The following is a 22,793-nucleotide window of genomic DNA, read 5'->3' on the forward strand; positions in this document are numbered from 1 at the left end:
CGTATGCGGGGCGCGGATCGGGTGGTCTGGCGGGGAGGGAAACTGGCACAGCCGGCGCCCCGGGGGAACCGGGGCGGGCGGCGGCGGGGGTCAGCCCATCCGGTCGAACATCGCCCGGAACTTGCCGTTGATGACGCCTTCCCCGCAGAACCGCTCCACGAAGGCGAGGCCCTGGGCGCGCAGGCGCGTCCAGGCCGCCTCGTCCTGGTAGAGCCAGGCAATCGCCTCCGAGATCGCGCGTGGCCCGTCCGCCAGGGCGATGTCCTCCGCATGGGTCAGGCCCATGCCCTCCGCCGCCATGGTGGTGGCCACGCAGGGCAGGCCATGGGCCAGGCTTTCCAGGACCTTGCCCTTCACCCCCGCGCCATACCGCAATGGCGCAACCATGACGCGCTGGCGGTCCAGATAGGCATCGAGGTCCGGGACGAACCCCTCCAGCAGCACATCCGGCGCGGCGAGCGCATGGAAACGGTCCGGCATGTGGGACCCCGCGATGCGGAAGACGATGCCGGGCACCAGGCTGCGCAGATGCGGCATGACCTGGTCCACGAAGAAGGTCACGGCATCGACATTCGGCGTGTGGCGATAGCCGCCGAGGAAGGTGATGCCGCTGCGCGCCGCGAAGGCGGAGGGGCCGGGGCGCGCCTTCACCGTCCAGGGGATGACGTTCAGCCTCTCCTCCGGCACCGCGCCGGCGAGGTAGGCGGCCTCATGCGCGGAATGGACGATGACCTGGTCGGCCATGGCGAGCGCCGTGACCTCCCGCGCCTTGACCGTGGCAGCCTCCTTCGCGATGGCGGGGTCGCCGGTGACGGCGGCTTCGCGTTCCAGCCGCAGATGGTGCAGGTCTGCGACCGAATAGATGATCCTCGCGTTCGGCATCGCGCTTCGGATCACGCCCGCATATTTGAAGGCGTTGACGAAGCGGTGCAGGAAGACGGCGTCGAACTCCGCGCCGCGCTTGCGGATCACCTCCTCCACCGACCAGTACCAGGGGTGGTGCAGGCATTCGATGCCGATGCCCTGCAGCGCGCGGGTGATGTCGCCGAGATGCGCCATGTTGTCGGCGGGCACGAAGGTGATCTTGGCGCCCAGCGCCTGCATGGCCCGCATATGGGCCAGCGCCGCGACCGATCCCGCATCCTCCAGCGGCGTCGGCGTCGTCTCATCGATGAAGAGGATGCGGCGCGTGACGCCACGCTCCTTCTCCAGCTCCGGCGCCTCGCCATTCAGGCGGTGGGACGCGAGCACGTCGCGCCAGCGGTCGAAGAACTTGCGGCCGTTCAGCAGCTGGTAGCGCTTGGCGCCGGTGCCCTTCACATCGGTGCCGCTGGTGATGCCCTCATGGTGCACCAGCGCCGAGAGCGGCTGGTAGAGCACGCGCAGCCCGCGCTTGCGGATGCGGAAGGCGAGGTCCGTGTCCTCGTAATAGGCGGGGCTGTAGTGGGTATCGAAGCCGCCCAGCGCCTCGAACACCGGGCGCGCCACCATGATGGAGGCGCCGGAGACGTAGTCCACGTCCCGCAGGTAGGAGATGCGGGGATCGTCGGGCTGGCTGCCGCGGCCGTAGTTCCACCCATCGCCCAGCCGCCAGACGATGCCGCCCGCTTCCTGCACGCTGCCATCGGGGAAGATGAGCTTGGAGCCGACGAGGCCCGCGTCCGGCACCTCCGCGAAGGTGTCGCGCAGCGTGTCCAGCCAGCCTTCCTTCACCTCCGTGTCGTTGTTCAGGAACAGCAGGTAGCGGCCACGCGCCGCGGCGGCGCCGGCATTGCAGGCCGCGATGAAGCCGCCATTGCGGGGATTGCGGAGATAGAGCACCGCGCCGGCGGTGATGGCGGGCAGGAACAGCGTCTCGTCCGGCGAGGCATCGTCCACCACCACCACCTCGAAGCCCGTGCGCGGCAGCGCCTTCAGGATGCTGGAGAGGCACTGGTAGGTATAGGCGAACTTGCCATGCACGGGGATGATGACGCTGACCTCGGGCTCCGCCACCTCCGGGAAGCGCAGCGCGGGGTAGCGCGCGCAGACATCCTGCAGGATGGCGGCGAGCCGATCGGAGTAGGAATGGGCAAGGTCGATCGTCGCCTGGGCGCGATCCTCGCCCGCCTGCTCCACCAGCGCCATGTAGCGCGGCAGCAGCGCGCCGAGCGCGCCCATCACCGGGCCGATCAGCTCCCGCATCGCGGCGGCGGAGGTGGCGGCGGCGCCGCGCGCCTCCAGCCCCGGCAGCAGCGCCGCCAGGTCCTCCGCCGTCATCGGCGGCTTCGGATTGTCCAGCACCAGGGGGGAATTGGAGAGGTCCTCGCCCTGTCCGGCGATGCGGATGTGCAGGATGTGGCGCGGCGCGGTCAGCAGGTGCTGCGGCATGGCGATGTTGAAGCCGCAGAGCAGGCCGGGCGAGCCGCCGGGCGGGGCGACGTCCGGGCGCCAGATATCGGCGCGGGTCCGCAGGATCAGCTGCTCCCCGTCCCACAGCTCGACCTGCAGCGGTTCGTGCGGGCGCGCGGGGTCCAGCGCCCAGCCATGCACATGGGTCTCCGTCCAGCCCTCCACCGTGCCATGCGGCCGGGCCGGGGGCGCCTGGCGCGGCGTGGCGGGCTGGCCGGCGGCGCCGCGCAGCAGGGCGAGCGTGCCACCCGTCATCGATCGCTCGCGTCGCGGAATGGATGGCGCCGCATCGGCAGTTCCCCTGGCAGGCCCGCGCCCATCACGGCGCCGGGATCATCAATGCGGCAGCAGGCCGGCCGGCCGCAAGGGGCGCCCTCAGCCCAGCGGATCGAGCAGCGCCTGGGGCAGGGCGCGGACCCGCACCAGCCCCGCCCGGGCGACGGCCGCGTGCAGCGCGGTGGCATCCGCGAACCAGGCGGCATGCGGCCCGCCGGCGGCGAGGCGCGCGACCAGGTGTTCCGACCGGGCGCGCCGCCGCACGCTTTCATCGGAAATCGGCGCGGGCGCGCGGCCGATATTGAGGTCGCCGCGCACCTGGCTGCGGTCCAGATGCGCCTCGTAGCGCAGCTGCGCCGGCTCCACCGGCAGGCCGATGGCCGCCGCGATGCGGGGCAGCAGCCCGGCCGGGTCGGCGGCCAGGGCCTCGAAGCCGATCACGGTGCCGTCGTGGCGGCGCAGCACCGCCAGCATGCGGGCCAGGGCCTGGCGATACTTGTCGCACCACAGGGCGAATTGCCGCCCGTCCAGCGGCACCGCATCGCCCCACCACTGGCCGCGGCGCTCGATCTCCGACAGGAAGGTATGGGCCGGGCGCCGCAGCAGCATCAGCGCGGCCGAGTCCAGCGGCAGCGGCGCCTGGTCGATCATCCGGCACAGGCCCTCCAGATAGGGCAGCTGCGCCGCGGTTTCCTTGACGAAGAGGCAGCGCTGCGTGTCGGGCGCGATGCCGGCCTTCTCCAGCAGCACCGGGATGCTGGCATCGCCGGGCCCTTCCAGCACCTGGCCGTTCCAGGGCTCGAACACCGCATCGACCTGCGAATGGACCTGGAACATCGCCGTCAGCAGCGTGGTGCCGGATCGCGGCAGGGCGAAGAGGCTGACGAAGCGGCCGGGCAGGCCGTCCGGTGCCTCGATGCCCGGCAGGGTCTCGCCCTCCGCCCCCTGCGTGCCGGCCAGCACCGCCACGCCGGCTTCGCCCTCCGCCGCGATGGCGTGGCGGGCGGAGGCGATGAGCACCACCGCCGCATCCGCGAAGCCCGCCGCCCGCAGCCGGTCCAGCTGCGCCCAGGCGGCGGGGCCGATGCCGCCGGGCAGCGGTGCCAGCACCAGGCCGCCCGTCCGCACCGCGCCGAGCCCGGCCTCCCACCCCCCGCCATCGCCCACCAGCAGGTCCGCCCGGCCCGGCGCCTGCGGCATGCCGTGCGGCGACAGCAGGCCGAGGCGGTGCAGCCCGGGGCCGGGGCTCTGCCGCGCGATGATCCGCAAATCCTGCCGCTGCGCCCAGCCCCGCCGCCGCAGCGCGATGCGCAGCGCGAGCTGCAGCGCGCGCTGCGGCGCGCCCTGCAGCGCCTGGTCCGTGGGCGGCGCCGCGGCATCGGTCTGCGGATCGACGAAGCCGTCGCGCCTCACCGCGCGGCGCACCGCATCCGCCGTGCCGGCCAGCCGGGCGCCGCGCCAGGCCCGGAAGGCGGCCTCCGCGCGGAAGGGGAGGAAGAGTTCGGGCACGCCCGGCGGGGCCTTCAGCTGTTGGGGCCACGCTCCATCGCATAGGGCTGCCAGCGGCGCAGGCCCGAATCCGGCAGCGTGGTCGGGTTGACGCAGGACATCGGCCAGCGGCCGGAGAGCACCAGCGCCAGTTCCTGCCCCGCGCGGCGCTTCCGCGCCTCATCGAAGCGGGCGGAGGCGCTGGCATTGTGCGGGCTCAGGATGATGTGCGGCATCTTCAGCAGCGGGTTGTCCGGGCTGGGCGGTTCCTGTTCCAGCACGTCGAGCCCCGCGCCCGCGATCCGCTTCGACTGCAGCGCCTCGATCAGCGCGGCCTCGTCCACCGTCGGGCCGCGGCCGGTGTTGATGAAGATGGCGCTGCGCTTCATGCGGGCGAAGTGCTTCGCCGTCAGCATCTTCCCCGTATCCGGCGTGGCGGGGGCGTGCATGGAGATGAAGTCGGACTGGCTCAGCACCTCGTCCAGGCTGGCGGGCAGCACGCCGAGCGCGGACATGGTCAGCTCATCCACGAAGGGGTCATAGGCCATCAGGCGCAGCCCGAAGGCCTTGGCGCGGATGGCGACCAGGCGCGCGACGCGGCCGAAGGCGACGAAGCCCAGCGTCTGGCCCATCAGCCGCGGCACCTGCAGCAGCTGTGGCCGGCCTTCTCCCCAGCGGCCTTCGCGCACCATGCGGTCCTGTTCGATGCAGCGGCGATGCGTGGCCAGCAGCAGCATCATGGCGTGGTCGGCCACCTCCTCGATGAAGGTGTCGGGGCAGTTGGTGACGGGAATGCCCTTCGCCGTCGCGGCGACGACATCGACGTAATCGACGCCGACGGTGGCGCAGGTGATGACCTTGGCCTTCGGCGCGGCCGCGATCATCGCGGCGGTCAGCTTCATGCCCTTCATGTAGATGGCGTCCGCATCGCCGGCGGCGGCGATGAAGGCGGCCTCGTTCGGCGGGCATTCGACGATCTCGGCGCCCAGGCGTTCCAGCGCCTCCATCTCCAGCGCATAGCCGCCCGCGGCGGCGGCAGCGGGCGTCAGGATCTTCGGCATGGCGTCTTGTTCCCCCAATTCGGATGCGGCGAACGGTTGCATGGGGGGCAGGGGGCGACAAGCGCGCCCGGGCTGGTAGGCTCGCGCATCAGCAATGCGGGGGAGGGAGGGCGCGATGGCACGCCTGACGGGGAAGATCGCCTGGGTCACGGGCGCGGGCAGCGGAATCGGGGAGGCCGCGGCGCTGGCGCTGGCGGAGGAGGGCGCCACGCTGGTGCTGACCGGCCGCCGCCAGGCGCCGCTGGAGGATGTGGCAGCGCGCATCCGCGCCCGTGGCGGAGAGGCGCATGTGCAGGCCGCGGACATGATGGTGGGCGCGCAGGTCGCCGCCATCGGCGCCTTCCTGAAGGAGCGCTTCGGCCGGCTGGACGTGCTGGTGAACAATGCCGGGCTGAACATCACGCCGCGCCGCTGGGGCGTGCTGTCCATGGAAGGGGCGGATGAACTCATCCGCGGCAACCTCAACAGCGCCTTCTACGCCGCCACGGTGGCGCTGCCGCTGATGCGGGACCAGCGCGACGGCGTGCTGATCCACACCGCCTCCATGGCCGGCCGCCTCGTCTCCCCCATGTCCGGCCCCGGCTACACCGCGGCCAAGCATGCGGTGGTGGCGATGAGCCATTCGATCAATGCCGAGGAATGCGTGAACGGCATCCGATCCTCGGTCGTGCTGCCGGGGGAGGTCGCGACGCCGATCCTCGACAAGCGGCCCAACCCCGTCAGCGCCGAGGAGCGCGCGAAGATGGTGCAGAGCGCCGATGTGGGCGATTTGATCCGCTACATCGCCTGCCTGCCGCCGCATGTGGTGCTGAACGAGGTCTGGATCACGCCGCGGCACAACCGCAGCCTGATCGCGACGCTGGAGCGGAAGCTGTAGCGGCTATTCCTCCACGCCCGGGAAGGGATTCTGCCGCAGCAGCGCCGCCATGTGGGCGGCGTTGCTGGCCAGCATGTCGGCGGTCTGCTGCACCTTCTCGGGCGTCTGCTTCAGGTCCTTGAAGTCCTTGTCGCCCATCGCCTCCCCCACCCAGTAGCAGGCGGCGCCGGGCGGGATGGTCCAGCCGACATCGTTCAGCGCCTGGAACATCAGGGCGGAGGAGGCATGGGCGCCATCCTCATTGCCCACGATGGCGCAGACCGCGACCTTGCCGGTGCTGGGCATGCGGCCCTGGTCGTCCGTCTCGTCCAGGAAGGCGTCCATCCGTTCCAGCACGCGCTTGGCGATGCTGCTGGGCTGGCCGAGCCAGATGGGCGTGCCGAGGATCAGGATGTCATGGCGCAGGATCTTCGCGCGGAGCGCGGGCCATTCATCGCCCTCGCCCTCGTCGGATGTGACGCCCGGCTTGATGTTGAGGGCCGCGACGCGGACCGTTTCCGTCACCGTGACGTCATGCTCGCCCAGCGCCTTGGCCAGCACGGCGATCATCGTGTCGGTGGAGGAGGTCTCGCTGGCGTCGGACTTCAGCGTGCAGTTGAGGGCGATGGCGGTGAGGGGCACTGGGGAACACTCCGGCTTCGGCGATGACAAGCGCCATCGCCGAGGCCGGGTTCCGTCACTCCTTCACCGCCCCCGTCAGGCTGCTGACGTAGTAGTCCACGAAGAAGCTGTAGAAGATCGCGACCGGCAGGGATCCCAGCAGCGACCCCGCCATCAGCGCGCCCCATTGGTAGACGTCGCCCGTCACCAGCTCCGTCAGGATCGCGACGGGCACGGTCTTGTTCTCGCTGCTCTGGATGAAGGCGAGGGCGTAGATGAATTCGTTCCAGGAGAGCGTGAAGCTGAAGATGCCCGCCGAGATCAGGCCCGGGATCGCCAGCGGCAGGGTGATCTGGCGCAGGATCTGCAGGCGCGACGCGCCATCGATCAGCGCGCATTCCTCCAGCTCATAGGGGATCGACTTGAAGTAGCCGATCAGCAGCCAGGTGCAGAAGGGCACCAGGAAGGTCGGGTAGGTCAGGATCAGCGCGAAGGGCGTGTCGAACAGCCCAAGCCGCACCACCATCGTCGCCAGCGGGATGAAGAGGATGGAGGGCGGCACCAGGTAGGCCAGGTAGATGGCGAGGCCGACATACTGGCTGCCGCGGAAGCGCAGCCGCTGGATGGCATAGGCCGCCAGCGTGCTGGAGAGCAGCGACAGGAAGGTCGCCGCGATGGAGACCAGCATCGTCGTCCACAGCCAGTGCGGATAGCTGGTGTTGAACAGCAGGTGCCGGATGTGGTCGAGCGTCGGCGAGCTGATCCAGAAGGGGTTGTGGGTGGCGTAGTCGTACAGCTCCGCATTCGGTTTGAAGGCCGTCACCGTCATCCAGTAGAAGGGGAAGAGCAGGATCAGCAGGAAGCAGGCCAGCGGGACATAGAGCATCACCACCCGCCGGGACTTGCTGTCCCAGCTCAGCATCTCCGGCGCCGCGGTGGCGGTGTTGGAGGAGGCGGCGGCCGCGGCGGCGTCAGTCATTGGACTCTCCCTGCTGCCACTTGCGCCGGGCGAGGCCGAAGTAGCTGAACAGCGTCGCGAAGACGAGGAAGGGGATCATGGCCACCGCGATGGCCGCACCCTCGCCGAGCTGCCCGCCCGGGATGCCGCGCTGGAAGGCGAGCGTGGCCATGAGGTGCGTGGAATTCACCGGCCCGCCGCGCGTGATGGCATAGACCAGCTGGAAATCCGTGAAGGTGAAGATGATGCTGAAGGTCATCACGATGGCCAGGATGGGCATCAGCATCGGGAAGGTGATGTGGCGGAAGCGCTGCCAGGGCGTGGCGCCGTCCAGCAGCGCGGCCTCGTAGAGCGAGGGCGAGATGGTCTGGAGCCCCGCCAGCAGCGAGATCGCGACGAAGGGGATGCCGCGCCAGATATTGGCGAAGATCAGCGACCAGCGCGCGGGCCAGGCGGTGTTGATGAAGTCGATGGGCTGCGTCGTGAAGCCCATCTTCATCGCGAGGTAGGAGATGATGCTGAACTGCGGGTCGTAGATCCACCAGAAGGCGATGGCGGACAGCACCGTCGGCACGATCCAGGGCAGCAGGATGATGGCCCGCAGCAGCGACTTCATCGGCAGGTGCTGGTTCAGCAGCAGCGCGAGCCAGAGGCCGAGGCCGAATTTCCCGATGGTCGCGACGCCGGTGTAGAAGACGCTGTAGAAGACCGAGTTCAGGAAGATGGGGTCTTCCATCAGGTACTGGAAATTCTCCAGCCCCACCCAGATGCCCGGCCGCCCGATGGTGGTGTCCGTGAAGGCGAGCCAGACGCCGAGGCCGAGCGGATAGGTGAGGAAGGTCATCAGCAGCCCGACCGCGGGGGCCAGGCAGACGATGATCAGGAAGGCCTTGTTGTCGAACAGCCGGGCGAGCGCGCCGGGTTGCTGGCGCGTCTTGGTCCAGACGGGCGCGGTGGTGGCGGACATGGTCCCTCCCGGCGGGGAGGGGCCGGCCACGAGGGCCGGCCCCGGTTTTTCAGCGGCGGCGGAAGTAGCGCTGCGCGCGGCGTTCCGCTTCCGCCGCGGCGGCCTGCGGCGTCGCCTGGCCGGAAGCCACGGCCGCGCACATCTGCACCATGACGTAGTCCGCCGTGGCGGCGACCGAACCCTCCGTGATCGGGCCCTTGTAGCCGTTCCAGAACGGGTTGTTCATGGTGTCGCGGAACACGGAGATCTTCGGATCCCGCGTCCAGGTGGCGCTGGCGGCATAGGCGTTCAGCGGCTGCGACCAGTAGCCGATATTGGCCTGCAGCCAGGGGTCGTACTGCTCCGCCTCGAACAGGAACTGCAGCAGCGCCTTGGCCGCGTTGGGGAAGCGGCTGTGGCGGAACACCATGGCGTTCAGCGTCAGGCCCGCATTCGGCACCGCGTTCAGCGTGCCCTTGGGCATCGGCGTCATCTGCGTGTCCTCGGCGATGTGCCGCAGCGCCGGGTCGTTCAGCATGGAGAAGTAGAGCGAGACGCCGTTCTGCGTCAGGTGGCATTCGCCGGCGGAATAGGCGCGGTTGTTGCTGATGTCGCCCCAGGCCAGCGTGCCGGGCACGAAGGTCGGGTAGAGTTCGCGCAGGTAGTTCAGCGCCGCGATGGTCTGCGGGCTGTTGATGCTGACCGCGCCCTGTTCATCGGTCAGCGAGCCGCCGAAGGACCAGACCAGCCAGTTCGCGAAGGCGTTGCCGTCACCGACCGCATTGCCCAGCGCAAAGCCCGCGGGCTTGTTGATGCGGCGCAGCGCCTGGCAGAGCCGCAGGAAGCCCGCATGGTCGTCCGGCACGCTGTCGAAGCCGGCTTCCCGCAGCGTGGAGGTACGCCAGATGGCGGGGCCGCCGGAGGCACCGAAGGGCAGGCTGATCCAGCGGTCGCCGCGCCGGCCATAGGCATTCGCCAGCGGCCGCCAGCCGCCGTATTTCTGGCCGAGATAGGTGGCCACATCCGTCACGTCGTGAATCTTCTCCGCGAAGAGGTGCGGCCCCGCGTCGAAGCCCACGATGATGTCGGGGCCCGCGCCGGTGTTCGCGGTGACGGCGGTCTGCTGGGTGATGTCCTCCCACCCCACGAAGTCCACGCGGACCTCGATGCCGTTCGCCTGGGCGAAGCGCTGGCAGTTGGCGCGCCAGACATCCTCGTCCGGCTGCACGAAGCGCACGGGGCGCAGCATGCGCAGCGTGGCGCCGCGCTCGATCGGCAGGTTGGGCGGCGTCGCGGGCTGGGTCGCGATCTGCGCCTGCGCGGCGCCGCCCATGCCGGCGGCGGCGACGGCGCCGGCGGCGGCCAGGCTTTCCCGGCGGGTGATCAGGTTGGCCATCTTGTTCTGCTTCCTCCGTGTTGTCGTTGTTCAGCCAAAGGGGGTCGGGCAGGCGGGGTCAGGACAGGCGGTTGCCGTCCGGGCCGAAGAGATGCACGAGCGACAGGTCCGGCATGATGCGGAGCGGATCGCCCGGCCGTCCCTGCACCCTTTCACGGAAGGCGCCGATGATCGGCGTCTCCCCCACGCGGACCGTCACCTGGGTCTCGGACCCCGTGGGCTCCACCAGCACGATCGTGCCCTCGACCCCGTCATCGGCCAGCATCAGGTGTTCCGGGCGGATGCCGTAGGTGGTGGCGTTGGCGGGGGCGTGGGGCGGCAGGGGCAGCAGCGCGCCGCCATCGGTGCGGAAGCCGCCATCGGTGACGCGGCCGGGCAGCAGGTTCATCGCCGGGCTGCCGATGAAGCCCGCGACGAAGAGGTTGGCGGGCCGGTCATACAGCGCCAGCGGCGCGCCCGCCTGCTCGATCCGCCCGCCATTCATCACCACGATCTGGTCGGCCATGGTCATGGCCTCGATCTGGTCATGCGTCACATAGATCGTCGTCGTCGCCAGGCGCTGCTGCAGCTCCTTGATCTCGGACCGCATCTGCACGCGCAGCTTGGCATCGAGGTTGGAAAGCGGTTCGTCGAACAGGAAGACCTGGGGGTGGCGCACGATGGCGCGGCCCATCGCGACGCGCTGGCGCTGGCCGCCGGAAAGCTGCCTCGGATACCGGTCGAGCAGCGCATCGAGGCCGAGGATCTTCGCGGCGCGCTTCACCTCCTCCTCCATCACATCGGCCGGCGCCTTCGCCAGCTTCATGGAGAAGGCCATGTTCTCCCGCACCGTCATGTGCGGGTAGAGCGCGTAGTTCTGGAACACCATGGCGATGTCCCGGTCCTTCGGCGGCACGTTGTTCACCACGCGCCCGCCGATCGCGATCTCGCCCCCCGAGATGTTCTCCAGCCCCGCGATCATGCGCAGCAGCGTCGATTTGCCGCAGCCCGACGGGCCGACCAGGACGACGAATTCGCCATCCGCGATCTCGACATCGACACCGTGAAGAATCTTGGTGCTGCCGAAGACCTTCTTCGCCTGCCGCACCGATACAGTCGCCATTCGTCGCCCCCCGCGCGCCACTCGTGCCGGGGCTGCGCGCGGACAGGCTACACACGCCTTTCGCATACGCGCAACCTCGCGCGGTAACCGCGTGGTTCACCTGCGCGCCATGCATGGCCTTCCCGCTGGACGATGGGTTGGGCCGGGTCTAGCCATGTTGCATCGCAGCATGGAGGCGATCGCGCATGCCGGAACACTACAGGCGCCTGGCGATCCTGCTCGGCGCGTTGACGGCGCTGGGGCCGCTTGGCGTGGACATGTACCTGCCGGCCTTCCCGGCGATGGGGGCCGATCTCGGCGCGGGCCCGGCGGAGGTGCAGCGCACGCTGGCGACCTTCCTGCTCGGCATGGCGCTGGGGCAGCTCGCCTATGGTCCGCTCGCGGACCGGGTGGGGCGGCGCATCCCGATGATGGTCGGCCTCGCGCTGTTCATCCTGGCCTCCATCGGCTGCGCCCTGGCGCGCTCGGCGGAGTCGCTCGCCTGGCTGCGGCTGCTGCAGGCGCTGGGCGGTTGCGTCGGCACCGTCGTCTCGCGCGCCGTGGTGCGGGACCTCTGCGACGAACGCGGCGCGGTGCGCATGATGTCGCTGCTGATGCTGGCGATGGGGGCGGCGCCCATCCTGGCGCCGATGTTCGGCGGCTGGATGCTGCTGGGCTTCGGCTGGCGCGGCATCTTCTGGTTCCTGGCGCTCTACGGGCTGGTGGCGCTGGCGGTGCTGGCGGCGACGCTGCCGGAAAGCCTGGCGCCGGAGCAGCGGCGGCGGGACGGGCCGATGGCGGTGCTCTCCACCTACGTCTCCATCCTGCGGGACCGGCGCTTCCTGGCGCCCGCGCTCGCCTCCTCCGTCCCCATGGCGGGTCTCTTCGCCTATCTCGCGGGGTCGCCCATCGTGCTGATGGACGGGCATGGCCTGACGCCGACGCAATACGGCATGGCCTTCGGCGCCAATGCGCTGGCGCTGATCGCGGCCAGCCAGGTGACGGCGCGGCTGGTGCGCCGCCACGCGCCGGCCTGGCTGCTGCCGCGGGTGCTGGTGGCGCAGGCGGTGGCGGGGGTGCTGGCGCTGGCGGCGGTGCTGTCCGGCCTGCTGGTGCCGCTGCTGGCGGCGCTGTTCCTCTATCTCGGCCTGCTGGGGGCGACGCTGCCGCTGGCGGGCGCGCTGGCCATGCAGCCCATGGGGCGGGTGGCGGGCAGCGCCTCCGCCCTGATGGGGACGATCCAGTTCGGCCTCGGCGCGCTGGTCGGCGCGGTGATGGGGGCGATCGGCGGCGGCGGGCTGGCGATGGGCGTGCTGCTGGGCCTGGCCGGCAGCGCGGGGCTTGCCGCCTACCGCCTGCTGCGGCGCTGAGGCATCAGGCGACGGGCAGGGGATCGGCCTCCGCCGCCGGTTCCAGGACGGAAACGCGGGCGAGCGCGACCTGGATCTCCACCGTCAGCCCCTCCGGCTGCCAGTGCTGCACCAGGATGCCGCCCAGCTGATCGCGGATGGTGGCGGCCACCAGGCGGCTGCCGAAGCCGCGGCGGGATGGCGCGCCACCGACCGGCGGGCCGCCCTGTTCCTGCCAGTGCAGCACCAGGTCGCCCGTCGCGGGGCGGACCGACCAGGTGATCGCCAGCCGCCCCTGCGCCCGCGCCAGCGCGCCATACTTCACCGCATTCGTCGTCAGTTCGTGGAAGGCCAGCGACAGGCTCTGCGCGGCGGAAGGCGCGACGCGCAGCGCCGGGCCCTGCATCGTCACCGCCGCCTCGCCATCATCCCGCAGCGTGAAGGCCGCGAGTTCGCCGGCGAGCAGCGCGCGCAGCGAGGCGCCCGCCCAGCGCTGGTCCGCCAGCAGCGTATGCGCCCGCGCCAGCGCCGCCACCCGCCCTTCCACCGCGGCGGCATAGGCATCGAGCGTCGATCGCGGCGTGAGGCGGAGCGCGGCCTGCACCACGGCCAGCGCGTTCTTGGCGCGGTGGTCCACTTCCCGCGCCAGCAGCGCGCGGCGTTCCTCGGCCTCCCGCCGCGCGGTGATGTCCTGCACGGTGCCCGCCAGGCGCAGGGGCCGGCCGGTGCGGTCATGCGCCACCACGCGGGCGCGGCTTTCCACCCAGACCACGCGGCCATCCGGGTGGTGGAAGCGGTATTCGGCCGCATAGACCTCCGTCGTGCCCTCCGCCAGGCGTTCGAAGGCGTGGGTGACGGCGGGGCGGTCCTCCGCATGGATGCGGTCGGCCCAGCCGGGATAGGGGCCGACCACCTCCTCCGCCGGCGCGCCGAAGATGGCCAGCGTGCGGGGCGAACGCTGCGCGATGCGGGTGCGGAGATCGACCTCCCAGGTGCCGAGGTCCGCGGCCTCCAGCGCCACGCGCAGCCGCGCCTCGCTGTCGGCCAGCTGTTCGCTGCGATGGGCAAGCTCCGCCGTGCGCGCCGCCACGCGCTGTTCCAGGCTTTCGCGCGCCGCCACCGCCGCCAGGTCCGCCCGCCGCACCCGCCAGGCCAGCAGGCCGAGCGCGAGGGTGGCCGGCATGCCGATGCCCAGCAGCACCGCCACGCGGCGCAGCCAGCGGGCGATGATCACGGCCTGGTCGCGCGCCGCCGCGGCATAGGCCGGCCAGCCTTCCACCGCGCGGTAGATGATCAGCCGCCGCACGCCATCCAGGGCGGAGGTTTCCAGCGCCTCGATCCGCGGCGGCGCGCCGGCCATGGCGGCCAGGGTGCTGTCCGTGGTGTGGCGGGGCCAGGGGGGCGGGTCCGGCAGTTCCAGCGTGCGCGCCAGCAGCGTGCCGTCCTGCCGGACCAGCGACAGCACGTCATCCGATGTGCCGCGCAGGCGGCGCAGCCCGGCGGCCAGGGTGGCGGGGCTGACGGAGATGTTGATGACGCCGTCGAAGGCATCCGGCGGCAGGCCGTTGGCCGTGCCGTCGCGCTTCAGCGTCACGGGGAAGAAGTCCCGGTTGTTGGCGCGGCCGCGCGCCACTTCGCCGATGCGGGTATCGGGCGCGCCGGCCGGCCGCATGGCGATGTGGTAGGGCCGGTCCGCCAGGTTCACCGGCGGGGGATCCGCCATGTCGCTCGTCAGCAGGATGCGGCCGGCGCGATCGATGACATAGACGCTGAAGTCGATGCCGTAGCGGTCCAGCTCCAGCACCTCCCGCGCCCGCGCATGCAGCGCCGCGCGGCCGGCCAGGATCGCCTCGTCCGGCAGGTCCCGCAGCAGCAGCGCGATCTGCTGGCCGCGCAGGCGGTGCGATTCCAGGCTGGCGCGGGCATATTCGGCGGCCGCGTCCGCGGTGCGCGCGACCTCCGCCGCCGCTTCCTCCCAGGTCGCGGTCCAGGAGATCCAGGCCCCGACCGCCTGGATGGCCAGCGGCAGCGCCACCGCGGCGGCCAGCAGGGTGCGACGGGGCGCGGCCGCGCCCGCGCTCCTCACGCCACCGTGACTATCCGGGATGCGGGTCGATTCCACATCGCCAAGATGCCGGTTGCGGCGCCGGCCGCAATCTTCCCGCCAGCCGCGCGCGAACACGAATGCGCGCGCGGCATCGCCCCTATCGCCGGGCCAGGGCTTCCGCCGCCGCCACGATCTTCGCCGTGTCGGGCTTCAGCGCATCCTCCAGCGGCGGCGCGAAGGGCACCGGCACGCGGGGCTGGCCGAGCCGCCCCACCGCCCGCAGCGCGCCGGGGCCCAGGCGTTCCACCATCCGCGCCACCACCTCTCCGCCGAAGCCGCCGACGGTCACGGCCTCATGCGCCACCAGCAGGCGGCCGGTGCGCTCCACGGAAGCGGCCACCGCCTCCTCGTCCCAGGGCCAGAGGGTGCGGAGGTCGAGGATATCGGCCTCGATCCCCCGCTCCGCCAGCATGGCGCCGGCTTCCTCGACCTGCGGCACCAGGGCCGACCAGGTGACGATGGTCAGGTCGCGGCCCCGGCGCGCGTGGCGCGCGCGGCCGAAGGGGATGGGATCGATCACCGCCGGCACCTCCCCGGTCACGGGGAAGAGGTTCTTCGGGTCGAAGAACAGCACCGGGTCGTCGCTGCGGATGGCGGAGACGAGCAGCCCCGCCGTATCCGCGGGCGTGGCGGGCACGGCGACGACGACGCCCGGGATATGGGTGAACCAGGATTCCAGCGTCTGGCTGTGCTGCGCGGCGGAATTGCGCCAGATGCCGTGCGGCATGCGCACCACCACGGCGGGCTTGGCCTGGCCGCCGAACATGTAGCGCACCTTGGCGACCTGGTTCACCAGCTCATCCATCGCGCACATGACGAAGTCGAAGATCCGCATCTCGATGATCGGGCGCGTGCCGACCAGCGCGGCGCCCAGCCCGCCGCCCATGATCATGCTTTCGCTGATGGGCGTGGAGACGATGCGGCTGGCGCCGAATTCGTCGAGGAAGCCGCGATACTGGCCGAACAGCCCGCCACGGGCCACGTCCTCCCCCAGCACCCAGACGGTCGGGTCGCGGCGCATCTCCTGCAGCGCGGCGAGGCGCGCGGCCTCCACGAGCGTGACATTCGCCATGGTCAATGCGCCTCCACCGCGCCGCTGTCCTGCACGTCCTCCCAGGCGATGGCGGGGTCGGGCCAGGGGGCGGAAAGGGCGGCTTCCCGCGCATGGGTCATCTCCGCCCGCGCCTCCCCCTGGATGCCGTCGAGCATCGCGGCCGGCACGCCTTCCGCCAGCAGCCGGGCGCGCAGCCGGCCGATGGGCTCGGCCTCCTTCGCCGCGGCAACGGCGGCGGGGTCCCGCCAGGCGGCGGGGTCGGTGCTGGTGTGGCCGGTGATGCGGTAGGTGGTGGCGTGCAGCAGGCGCGGCCCGGCGCCGGCGCGGATTTCCGCCACCAGCCGCGCCGCGGCCTCATCCACCGCCGCGGCATCGTTGCCATCCACGCTGAGGCAGGGCACGCCCAGCGCCTCCGCCCGCGCCACCACGCCGGGCCCCGCGGTGACGGAGGCCGTGGCGGTGAAGGCGGCGACGCCGTTATCCTCGCAGACGAAGAGGACCGGCAGCCGGTAGAGCACCGCCCAGTTCAGCCCTTCCAGGAAGGGGCCGCGATTGATGGCGCCGTCGCCGAAGAAGCAGGCCACGATGCTGTCCTGGCCCAGCAGCTTCAGCCCCTGCGCGGCGCCCACCGCGATGGGGATGCCGCCCGCCACCACGCCATTGGCACCCAGCATGCCGACGCTGAAATCGGCGATGTGCATGGAGCCCCCCTTGCCTCGGCAATGCCCGCCGGCGCGGCCGAACAGCTCCTCCATCATGCCGGACACGCCGGCGCCCTTGGCCAGCGCATGGCCGTGGCCGCGGTGGTTGGAGGTGATGCGGTCATCGCGGCGGAGGTTGGTGCAGATGCCTGCCGCCACCCCCTCCTGCCCGATGGAGACATGCAGGGGCCCGGGGATCTCGCCCGCCTTGTGCGCGGCGAGGGCCGTTTCCTCGAAGGCGCGGATTCGGCACATGGTGCCGTAGAGCGCGATGAGCCGCGCGCGGTTGTCCCCGCCTGAGGTCATTGTCCGGTTCCGCTTCCTCAACCGCCCCGCCGCCAGGCGGGGGGCTTGCGGAGGATGCTTGAGCGGGCGACAGAATCAAGCCGGGGGGAAGCATGGACGTGACGCCGCTGGTCCTGGACAGCGTGACGCATCTGTCATCCGGCGCGGCGCGCGGGCGCGTGGCCTGCTGCGCGAGCCATGGCGGCACCTATGCCGCCTGGTACGCCGCGCGCGCCGGCATCGCCGCGGTGGTGCTGCATGATGCCGGCATCGGGCGGGACAGGGCGGGCATCGGCGGGCTGGACTGGCTGGCGGGGCATGGCGTGCCCGGCGCCACCGTTGGCTTCCGCACCGCGCGCATCGGCGATGGCGCGGACATGATGGCGCGCGGCGTCATCAGCTTCGTCAACGCCCCCGCCTCCGCGCTGGGCCTGGCGCCCGGCATGCCCTGCGCGCGGGCCATGGCGCTGCTGGCGGAAGCGCGCCTGCCGCCGGCGCCCGAGGCCGGGGAGATGGGGGAGGCGCGGCATGAACTGCCGGGCCGCGGCGCGGTGCGCGTCTTCGCGCTGGATTCGAACGGGCTGGTGGGCCCGGGCGATGCCGGGCACATCGTCGTCACCGGATCGCATGGCGGGCTGCTGGGCGGCAAGCCGGAGACGGCGGTGAAGGCCGCGGTGCGCGCCGCGCTCTACAACGATGCCGGCATCGGGATCGACCAGGCCGGGATCTCCCGCCTGCCGGCGCTGCAGGCCCGCGGCATCGCGGGCGCCACGGTCGGCGCGGACAGCGCGCTGATCGGGGACGGGATGAGCACCTGGCGGGATGGCATCATCTCCGCCGTCAATCCTCTGGCCGCCGCGCGCGGCGGCCGCATCGGACAATCCGCGCGCGACTTCGTCGCCGCCATGCTGGAGCATGATTGATGACTGCCAATGCCACCCGCCGCATGACCGGCGGCGCCGCGCTCGCGGAGATGCTGAAGCTGCACGAGAGCGGCCCGATGTTCGGCATGGGCGGCTTCCAGTTGCTGCCCTTCTACGAGGCATGCCGGGTGCTGAAGGTCCAGCACTACCTGATCAACGACGAGCGCTGCGGCGCCTTCGCGGCGGATGCCTATGCCCGCGTCACCAACCGGCCCGGCCTGGTGGACGGCACGCTGGGCCCGGGGGCGACGAACCTGGCGACGGGGCTGGCGGAGGCCTTCAACGCGGGCATGCCGATGGTGGCCATCGTGGGCGACGCCAACCGCCAGCACGCCTGGAAGAACATGACGCAGGAGGCGCGGCAATTCGACGTGCTGCGGCCTTTGGTGAAGGAGGCGATCCGCGTCGAGGTCATCTCCCGCATCCCCGAACATCTGCGCCGCGCCTATGCGGTGGCGACCAGCGGGCGGCCGGGGCCGGTGCTGCTCTCGGTGCCGGAGGATGTGGCCCATGGCGAGCATGATTTCGACGCCAGCGACTTCTGGATCGACCCCGGCACCCTGCGCGCCCAGGCGCGCCGGTCCCGCCCCGCGCGGGACGACCTGGCCCGCGCCGCGGCGCTGCTGGCCAAGGCGGACCGCCCGCTGATCCTGGCCGGCGGCGGCGTCCACATCAGCGAGGCCCATGGGGCGCTGCTGGCGCTGGCGGAGGCGCAGGGCATCCCGGTGGCGCATACCATGTCCGGCAAGGGCGCGATCGGCTGCAACCATGCGCTGTCGGCCGGTGTCTTCGGCCGCTATTCCCGCATCGCCAACGACCTGATCGGGCTCAGCGACTGCCTTCTGGTGGTGGGCTGCAAGCTCGGCGAGATCGCGACCAAGCGCTTCACGCTGATGCCGGCGGGCGTGCCGCTGATCCACCTCGATGTGGTCGCGGAGGAGATCGGGCGCACCACGCGGCAGGATGTGGCGCTGGTCGGCGATGCGCGCTGCGGGCTGGAGGATCTGCTGGCCGAACTCGGCCCCCGCGCCGGCCGCCGCGCCGAATGGTGCGCGGAGGTGCCGAAGCGCATGGCCGCCTGGATGGAGGGCGCGCGGGACCGGCTGGAGAGCGTGGAAAGCCCCATCAATGTCGGCCGCCTGATGGGGGAGCTGAACAAGCTGCTGCCTGACGATGCCGTGCTGGTGGCCGATGGCGGCTTCGCCGGCCATTGGGGCGGGCTGCTGTTCGACACCAAGCGGGCGGGCAGGGGCTTCGTCGCGGATCGCGGCTTCGCCTCGATCGGCTACGGTGTTCCCGGCGGCATCGGGGCGCAGATCGGCGTGGGGGCGAAGCGGCGCGTCTTCTCCCTGACCGGCGATGGCGGCTTCAACATGTCGATGGGGGATCTGGAGACGGCGCGGCGGGTCGGCGCGCCCATCGTCGCCTGCATCTTCAACAACGCGGCCAGCGGCTATGTGAAGGCGCTGCAGCACGCGGTCTTCGGCCATGGCAACTACCAGTCCAGCGACCTGGTGGAGATGAACTACGCCAACATCGCCAACGCCATGGGCTGCCAGGGCATCCGGGTGGAGGATCCGGGGAAGCTCGGCGACGCCATCCGCGCGGGGCTGGAGAACACGGACACGCCGACGGTGCTGGACATCGTCGTCACGCGCGACCCGGCCAAGATGCTGCCGGCGGCGGACAACCGGACGCTGAAGGTGGAGAAGGGCGACCGGCCGGTCTGAGGCGACGCGCAACAGGCGCGTAACACTCGCGTTGCGAAAGGCGAATAGGGTGGGCTGATCCGAGGATTCGCCATGCCCCGCCTGCCCCATGCCCGCTTCATCCCCCTGGCCCTGGCGCTGGGGGGCGGTCTGCTCTCGGCGGCGGCGCTGGCGGCCTGGCCGGGCTTCTGGCCCGCCCTCGCCCTGGCGGTGACGGGCGGGCTCTCCGCGCTCGGCCTGCGGGACCTGTTCCACCCGACCCATGCCGTGCTGCGCAACTACCCCATCGCCGCGCATCTCCGCTTCATCCTGGAGGGTATCCGCCCGGAGATGCGGCAGTATTTCTTCGAGGATGAGAAGCACGGCACGCCCTTCAGCCGCGACAAGCGCGCGGTGGTCTATCAGCGCGCCAAGATGCAGCTGGACAAGCGCCCCTTCGGCACCCAGTACGATGTCTATGCCGATGGCTTCGAATGGCTGCAGCATTCCATGGCCGCGAAGCCGCCGGCGCAGGAGCCGCCGCGGGTGATCATCGGCGGGCCGGATTGCGCCAGGCCCTATGCGTCCTCGCTGCTCAACATCTCCGCCATGTCCTTCGGCAGCCTCTCCGCCAACGCCATCAAGGCGCTGAACAAGGGGGCGCGCGATGGCGGCTTCGCGCATGATACGGGGGAGGGCGGGCTCAGCCCGCACCACAAGGAGCATGGCGGCGACCTGATCTGGGAGGTGGGCTCGGGCTATTTCAGCGCCCGCAACGCGGATGGCAGCTTCTCCCCGGAACTGTTCGCGCGCGTCGCCGCCAGCGACCAGGTGAAGATGGTCGAATTGAAGCTCAGCCAGGGCGCCAAGCCCGGCCATGGCGGCGTGCTGCCCGGCGCCAAGGTGACGGCGGAGATCGCCGCGACCCGCGGCGTGCCGATCGGCACCGACTGCATCTCCCCGCCCAGCCACACCGCTTTCTCCACCCCCATCGAGATGATGCGCTTCATCGCGGAAATGCGCCGCCTGTCCGGCGGCAAGCCCGCGGGCTTCAAGCTCTGCATCGGGCATCGCTGGGAATTCCTGGCGATCTGCAAGGCGATGCTGGAGACGGGCATCACCCCCGACTTCATCGTGGTGGATGGGGCGGAGGGCGGCACCGGCGCCGCGCCCCTCGAATTCATGGACCATATCGGCATGCCGATGCGGGAGGGGCTGGACTTCGTCCACAACGCGCTGATCGGCGTCGGCCTGCGGGATCGCATCCGCCTCGGCGCCAGCGGCAAGATCGCGAGTGGCTTCGACATGGCGCGCGCCATGGCGCTGGGGGCGGATTGGTGCAACGCGGCGCGCGGCTTCATGTTCGCGCTGGGCTGCATCCAGTCGCTGTCCTGCCACACCGACCGCTGCCCGACCGGCGTCGCGACGCAGGACCCGACGCGCAGCCGTGCCCTGCTGGTGCCGGACAAGGCGACGCGCGTGCGCCAGTTCCATGCCGCGACGCTGGAGGCGCTGGGCGACATGGTGGCGGCCGCCGGGCTCGACCATCCCTCGCAGCTGCGGCCGGAGCACTTCATGCGCCGCGTCGCCGGCCAGGATGTGCGGAGCTTCGCGCAGCTCTTCCCGCGGCTGGAGGAAGGGGCGCTGCTGCGCGGCTGCGACGATCCGCGCTTCCGGGAGGGCTGGGCCCTGGCCGATGCGCAGAGCTTCGCGCCGCGCCGGCTGGCATTGATGCCGGCCTAGGCTAGGCTCTCCCCGGCAGGGTGGGGAGGACAGCGTGGGCGAGGCGAATGCGGCCAATCTCGGGCGGTTGCTGACGCAGACGGCGCGGCGCGTGCCGGGCAGCCTGGCGCTGGCCTGGGGCGAGCGGCGCTGGAGCTGGGCCGAGCTGGATGCGCGGGTGGACCGCCTGGCGGCGGCGCTGCGGGGGCTGGGGGTGGGGAAGGGCGACCGCGTGCTTGTCCATTCCCGCAACAGCAATGCGATGGTCGAGACCATGTGGGCCTGCTTCAAGGCGGGCGCGGTCTGGGTGCCGACCAATGTCCGGCTGACGGCGGCGGAGGTGACGTATCTCGCCACCTCCTCCCGCGCCGTGGTGATGATCCGCGATTCTGGCTTCGCCGGGCATGCGGCGGCGGTGCGCGCGGCCTCGTCCCATTGCCGCGCCGTCATCGCCGTGGGCGATGCGCGGGAGGGGGAGCAGGACTACGAGGCGCTGCTGGCCGCCGCCACGCCGCCGGCGCCGGATCACGAGGAGCCGGTCGGCTACGACGATCCCTGCTGGTTCTTCTACACCTCCGGCACCACCGGCAGGCCCAAGGCGGCGGTGCTGACGCATGGGCAGATGGCCTTCGTGGTGACGAACCACCTGGCGGATCTGATGCCGGGTACCACCGAGCATGACGCCTCGCTGGTCGTCGCGCCGCTCTCGCACGGCGCCGGCATCCACGCGCTGTGCCAGGTGGCGCGCGGGGCCCGATCCGTGCTGCTGGCCGGCGAGAAATTCGACCCCGCCGAGGCCTGGGCGCTGGTGGAGCAGCACCGCGTCTCCAACATGTTCACCGTGCCCACCATCCTGACCGCGCTGGTGCGCGACCCCGCCGTGGACCGGCACGACCATTCATCGCTGCGCCACGTCATCTATGCCGGCGCGCCGATGTATGACGCCGACCAGCAGGAGGCGCTGGCGAAGCTCGGGAACTGCCTGGTGCAGTATTTCGGCCTCGGCGAGGTCACGGGCAACATCACCGTGCTGCGGCCGGATCAGCACAGGCCGGAGAATGCCGGCAGTTGCGGCGCGCCGCGGACGGGCATGGAGGTCGCGATCCTGGCGGAGGACGGCACGCGCCTGCCGCCGGACACGATCGGGGAGATCTGCGTGCGCGGCCCCGCCGTCTTCGCCGGGTATTTCGAGAATGATGCCGCCAATGCGAAAGCCTTCGCCGGCGGCTGGTTCCACACCGGCGATCTCGGCCGGATGGATGCGCGGGGGTTCCTGTTCATCACGGGCCGGGCGTCGGACATGTTCATCTCCGGCGGATCGAACGTCTATCCGCGGGAGGCGGAGGAGGCGATCCTGACCCATCCCGCCGTCGCGGAATGCGCCATGGTGGGGATGCCCCATCCGAAATGGGGAGAGGCCGGCATCGCCTGCGTGGTGCCGCGCCCCGGCATGGCGGTGGCGGAGGCCGAGCTGCTGGCCCATCTGAAGGACCGCATCGCCCGCTACAAGCAGCCGCTGCGCATCGTGGTCTGGGACGCGCTGCCGAAGTCCGGCTACGGCAAGGTGCCGAAGAACCTCGTGAAGGCGCGGCTGGAGGCGGAAGGGGTGGGCTTCTAGCGCCGCCGCCCCGCCAGGTAGGAAGCGCCCTCCGGCCCCGCGATCTCGGCATGCAGGGTCCCGCGCGCGACCTCGAAGCTCTCCCCGGCCGCATAGGCGCGGCGGCCCTCGCCGCTGCCATAGATCAGCGTGCCGGACAGGATCAGCAGCCGCGCATCGAAGGGGTGGGTGTGGTCCGGCGTCGCCTCCCCGGGCGGCAGGGTCCGCTCCACCGTCTCGACATAGCCGTCCCGCGCCAGGGCGCTCTCGAAGGCGGTTCGGTCCATGGATCG

The 22,793-nt window shown here is 71.4% G+C and carries 18 protein-coding genes; 6 read left to right on the forward strand and 12 right to left on the reverse strand.

What is annotated here, in order from left to right; translation table 11 throughout:
• Window positions 1–90: 90 nt before the first annotated feature.
• The 3 genes from JJI54_RS25375 to JJI54_RS25385 form a co-directional block, all read right to left on the reverse strand.
• The gene (locus JJI54_RS25375) at window positions 91–2,646 is read right to left on the reverse strand and encodes a glycosyltransferase (protein WP_203076207.1); all 2,556 of its coding nucleotides are present in this window, start codon (window positions 2,644–2,646) and stop codon (window positions 91–93) included.
• Window positions 2,647–2,766: 120 nt separating this feature from the next.
• A complete protein-coding gene (locus tag JJI54_RS25380) occupies window positions 2,767–4,176 on the reverse strand; it encodes a sulfotransferase family protein (RefSeq protein ID WP_203076208.1) in 1,410 nt (469 codons plus the stop codon).
• 14 nt (window positions 4,177–4,190) lie between these two features.
• Window positions 4,191–5,216, reverse strand: coding sequence for a C-terminal binding protein (locus JJI54_RS25385; protein ID WP_203076209.1), 1,026 nt, complete (start codon window positions 5,214–5,216; stop codon window positions 4,191–4,193).
• A gap of 115 nt (window positions 5,217–5,331) precedes the next feature.
• On the opposite strand from JJI54_RS25385, the gene JJI54_RS25390 reads away from it, so the two are divergent.
• Entirely contained in the window at window positions 5,332–6,093 is a 762-nt protein-coding gene (locus JJI54_RS25390; RefSeq protein WP_203076210.1) for an SDR family oxidoreductase, read from the forward strand.
• A 3-nt stretch (window positions 6,094–6,096) separates the two neighbouring features.
• Here JJI54_RS25390 and JJI54_RS25395 read toward each other — a convergent pair whose 3' ends face one another.
• The 5 genes from JJI54_RS25395 to JJI54_RS25415 are packed head-to-tail and all read right to left on the reverse strand — an operon-like array spanning window position 6,097 to window position 11,095.
• Entirely contained in the window at window positions 6,097–6,714 is a 618-nt protein-coding gene (locus JJI54_RS25395) for a flavodoxin family protein (RefSeq protein ID WP_203076211.1), read from the reverse strand.
• Between the two features lie 55 nt (window positions 6,715–6,769).
• Window positions 6,770–7,672: a carbohydrate ABC transporter permease gene (locus tag JJI54_RS25400; protein ID WP_203076212.1), complete on the reverse strand. Its 903-nt coding sequence runs from the start codon at window positions 7,670–7,672 to the stop codon at window positions 6,770–6,772.
• Window positions 7,665–8,618, reverse strand: coding sequence for a carbohydrate ABC transporter permease (locus JJI54_RS25405; RefSeq protein ID WP_203076213.1), 954 nt, complete (start codon window positions 8,616–8,618; stop codon window positions 7,665–7,667). The genes JJI54_RS25400 and JJI54_RS25405 overlap by 8 nt, the downstream gene beginning before the upstream one ends.
• Before the next feature lie 49 nt (window positions 8,619–8,667).
• Window positions 8,668–9,993 carry an ABC transporter substrate-binding protein gene (locus JJI54_RS25410; protein ID WP_203076214.1) on the reverse strand — a complete coding sequence of 442 codons (1,326 nt, stop codon included), beginning with the start codon at window positions 9,991–9,993 and terminating at the stop codon, window positions 8,668–8,670.
• A 58-nt stretch (window positions 9,994–10,051) separates the two neighbouring features.
• Window positions 10,052–11,095 carry an ABC transporter ATP-binding protein gene (locus tag JJI54_RS25415; protein WP_203076215.1) on the reverse strand — a complete coding sequence of 348 codons (1,044 nt, stop codon included), beginning with the start codon at window positions 11,093–11,095 and terminating at the stop codon, window positions 10,052–10,054.
• 185 nt (window positions 11,096–11,280) lie between these two features.
• Here JJI54_RS25415 and JJI54_RS25420 point away from each other — a divergent pair, with 185 nt between their 5' ends.
• Entirely contained in the window at window positions 11,281–12,444 is a 1,164-nt protein-coding gene (locus JJI54_RS25420; RefSeq protein ID WP_203076216.1) for a multidrug effflux MFS transporter, read from the forward strand.
• Between the two features lie 4 nt (window positions 12,445–12,448).
• Here the strand turns inward: JJI54_RS25420 and JJI54_RS33035 are convergent, their stop codons facing one another.
• From JJI54_RS33035 to JJI54_RS25435, 3 genes are all read right to left on the reverse strand, one after another.
• Window positions 12,449–14,509: a PAS domain-containing protein gene (locus JJI54_RS33035; protein WP_203076217.1), complete on the reverse strand. Its 2,061-nt coding sequence runs from the start codon at window positions 14,507–14,509 to the stop codon at window positions 12,449–12,451.
• Between the two features lie 118 nt (window positions 14,510–14,627).
• Window positions 14,628–15,602: an alpha-ketoacid dehydrogenase subunit beta gene (locus JJI54_RS25430; RefSeq protein WP_203076218.1), complete on the reverse strand. Its 975-nt coding sequence runs from the start codon at window positions 15,600–15,602 to the stop codon at window positions 14,628–14,630.
• Between the two features lie 2 nt (window positions 15,603–15,604).
• Window positions 15,605–16,591, reverse strand: coding sequence for a thiamine pyrophosphate-dependent dehydrogenase E1 component subunit alpha (locus JJI54_RS25435; RefSeq protein ID WP_203076219.1), 987 nt, complete (start codon window positions 16,589–16,591; stop codon window positions 15,605–15,607).
• Between the two features lie 98 nt (window positions 16,592–16,689).
• On the opposite strand from JJI54_RS25435, the gene JJI54_RS25440 reads away from it, so the two are divergent.
• The 4 genes from JJI54_RS25440 (at window position 16,690) to JJI54_RS25455 (ending at window position 22,521) form a co-directional block, all read left to right on the forward strand.
• Entirely contained in the window at window positions 16,690–17,493 is an 804-nt protein-coding gene (locus tag JJI54_RS25440; RefSeq protein ID WP_404817632.1) for a hypothetical protein, read from the forward strand.
• Entirely contained in the window at window positions 17,493–19,223 is a 1,731-nt protein-coding gene (locus JJI54_RS25445) for a thiamine pyrophosphate-binding protein (protein ID WP_203076221.1), read from the forward strand. Before JJI54_RS25440 ends, JJI54_RS25445 begins: the two co-directional genes overlap by 1 nt.
• 72 nt (window positions 19,224–19,295) lie before the next feature.
• Window positions 19,296–20,924, forward strand: a complete 1,629-nt coding sequence (locus JJI54_RS25450; RefSeq protein ID WP_203076222.1) for an FMN-binding glutamate synthase family protein — start codon at window positions 19,296–19,298, stop codon at window positions 20,922–20,924.
• A gap of 34 nt (window positions 20,925–20,958) precedes the next feature.
• Complete coding sequence (locus JJI54_RS25455) at window positions 20,959–22,521, forward strand: acyl-CoA synthetase (RefSeq protein WP_203076223.1); 1,563 nt, start codon at window positions 20,959–20,961, stop codon at window positions 22,519–22,521.
• Here JJI54_RS25455 and JJI54_RS25460 read toward each other — a convergent pair.
• Entirely contained in the window at window positions 22,518–22,787 is a 270-nt protein-coding gene (locus JJI54_RS25460; RefSeq protein WP_203076224.1) for a cupin domain-containing protein, read from the reverse strand. The genes JJI54_RS25455 and JJI54_RS25460 overlap by 4 nt on opposite strands.
• Window positions 22,788–22,793: the final 6 nt, after the last annotated feature.

It is taken from the genome of Falsiroseomonas ponticola (genome assembly GCF_016805305.1).
GTDB lineage: Bacteria > Pseudomonadota > Alphaproteobacteria > Acetobacterales > Acetobacteraceae > Falsiroseomonas > Falsiroseomonas ponticola.

Bases quoted from the DNA above. Each gene is read 5' to 3' on its own strand.
- JJI54_RS25405 (WP_203076213.1), bottom strand. From the start codon at position 8,618: ATGTCCGCCACCACCGCGCCCGTCTGGACCAAGACGCGCCAGCAACCC.
- JJI54_RS25390 (WP_203076210.1), top strand. From the start codon at position 5,332: ATGGCACGCCTGACGGGGAAGATCGCCTGGGTCACGGGCGCGGGCAGC.
- JJI54_RS25400 (WP_203076212.1), bottom strand. From the start codon at position 7,672: ATGACTGACGCCGCCGCGGCCGCCGCCTCCTCCAACACCGCCACCGCG.
- JJI54_RS25375 (WP_203076207.1), bottom strand. From the start codon at position 2,646: ATGACGGGTGGCACGCTCGCCCTGCTGCGCGGCGCCGCCGGCCAGCCC.
- JJI54_RS25450 (WP_203076222.1), top strand. From the start codon at position 19,296: ATGCCCCGCCTGCCCCATGCCCGCTTCATCCCCCTGGCCCTGGCGCTG.
- JJI54_RS25445 (WP_203076221.1), top strand. From the start codon at position 17,493: ATGACTGCCAATGCCACCCGCCGCATGACCGGCGGCGCCGCGCTCGCG.
- JJI54_RS25385 (WP_203076209.1), bottom strand. From the start codon at position 5,216: ATGCCGAAGATCCTGACGCCCGCTGCCGCCGCCGCGGGCGGCTATGCG.
- JJI54_RS25420 (WP_203076216.1), top strand. From the start codon at position 11,281: ATGCCGGAACACTACAGGCGCCTGGCGATCCTGCTCGGCGCGTTGACG.
- JJI54_RS25410 (WP_203076214.1), bottom strand. From the start codon at position 9,993: ATGGCCAACCTGATCACCCGCCGGGAAAGCCTGGCCGCCGCCGGCGCC.
- JJI54_RS25415 (WP_203076215.1), bottom strand. From the start codon at position 11,095: ATGGCGACTGTATCGGTGCGGCAGGCGAAGAAGGTCTTCGGCAGCACC.
- JJI54_RS25430 (WP_203076218.1), bottom strand. From the start codon at position 15,602: ATGGCGAATGTCACGCTCGTGGAGGCCGCGCGCCTCGCCGCGCTGCAG.
- JJI54_RS25460 (WP_203076224.1), bottom strand. From the start codon at position 22,787: ATGGACCGAACCGCCTTCGAGAGCGCCCTGGCGCGGGACGGCTATGTC.
- JJI54_RS25435 (WP_203076219.1), bottom strand. From the start codon at position 16,591: ATGACCTCAGGCGGGGACAACCGCGCGCGGCTCATCGCGCTCTACGGC.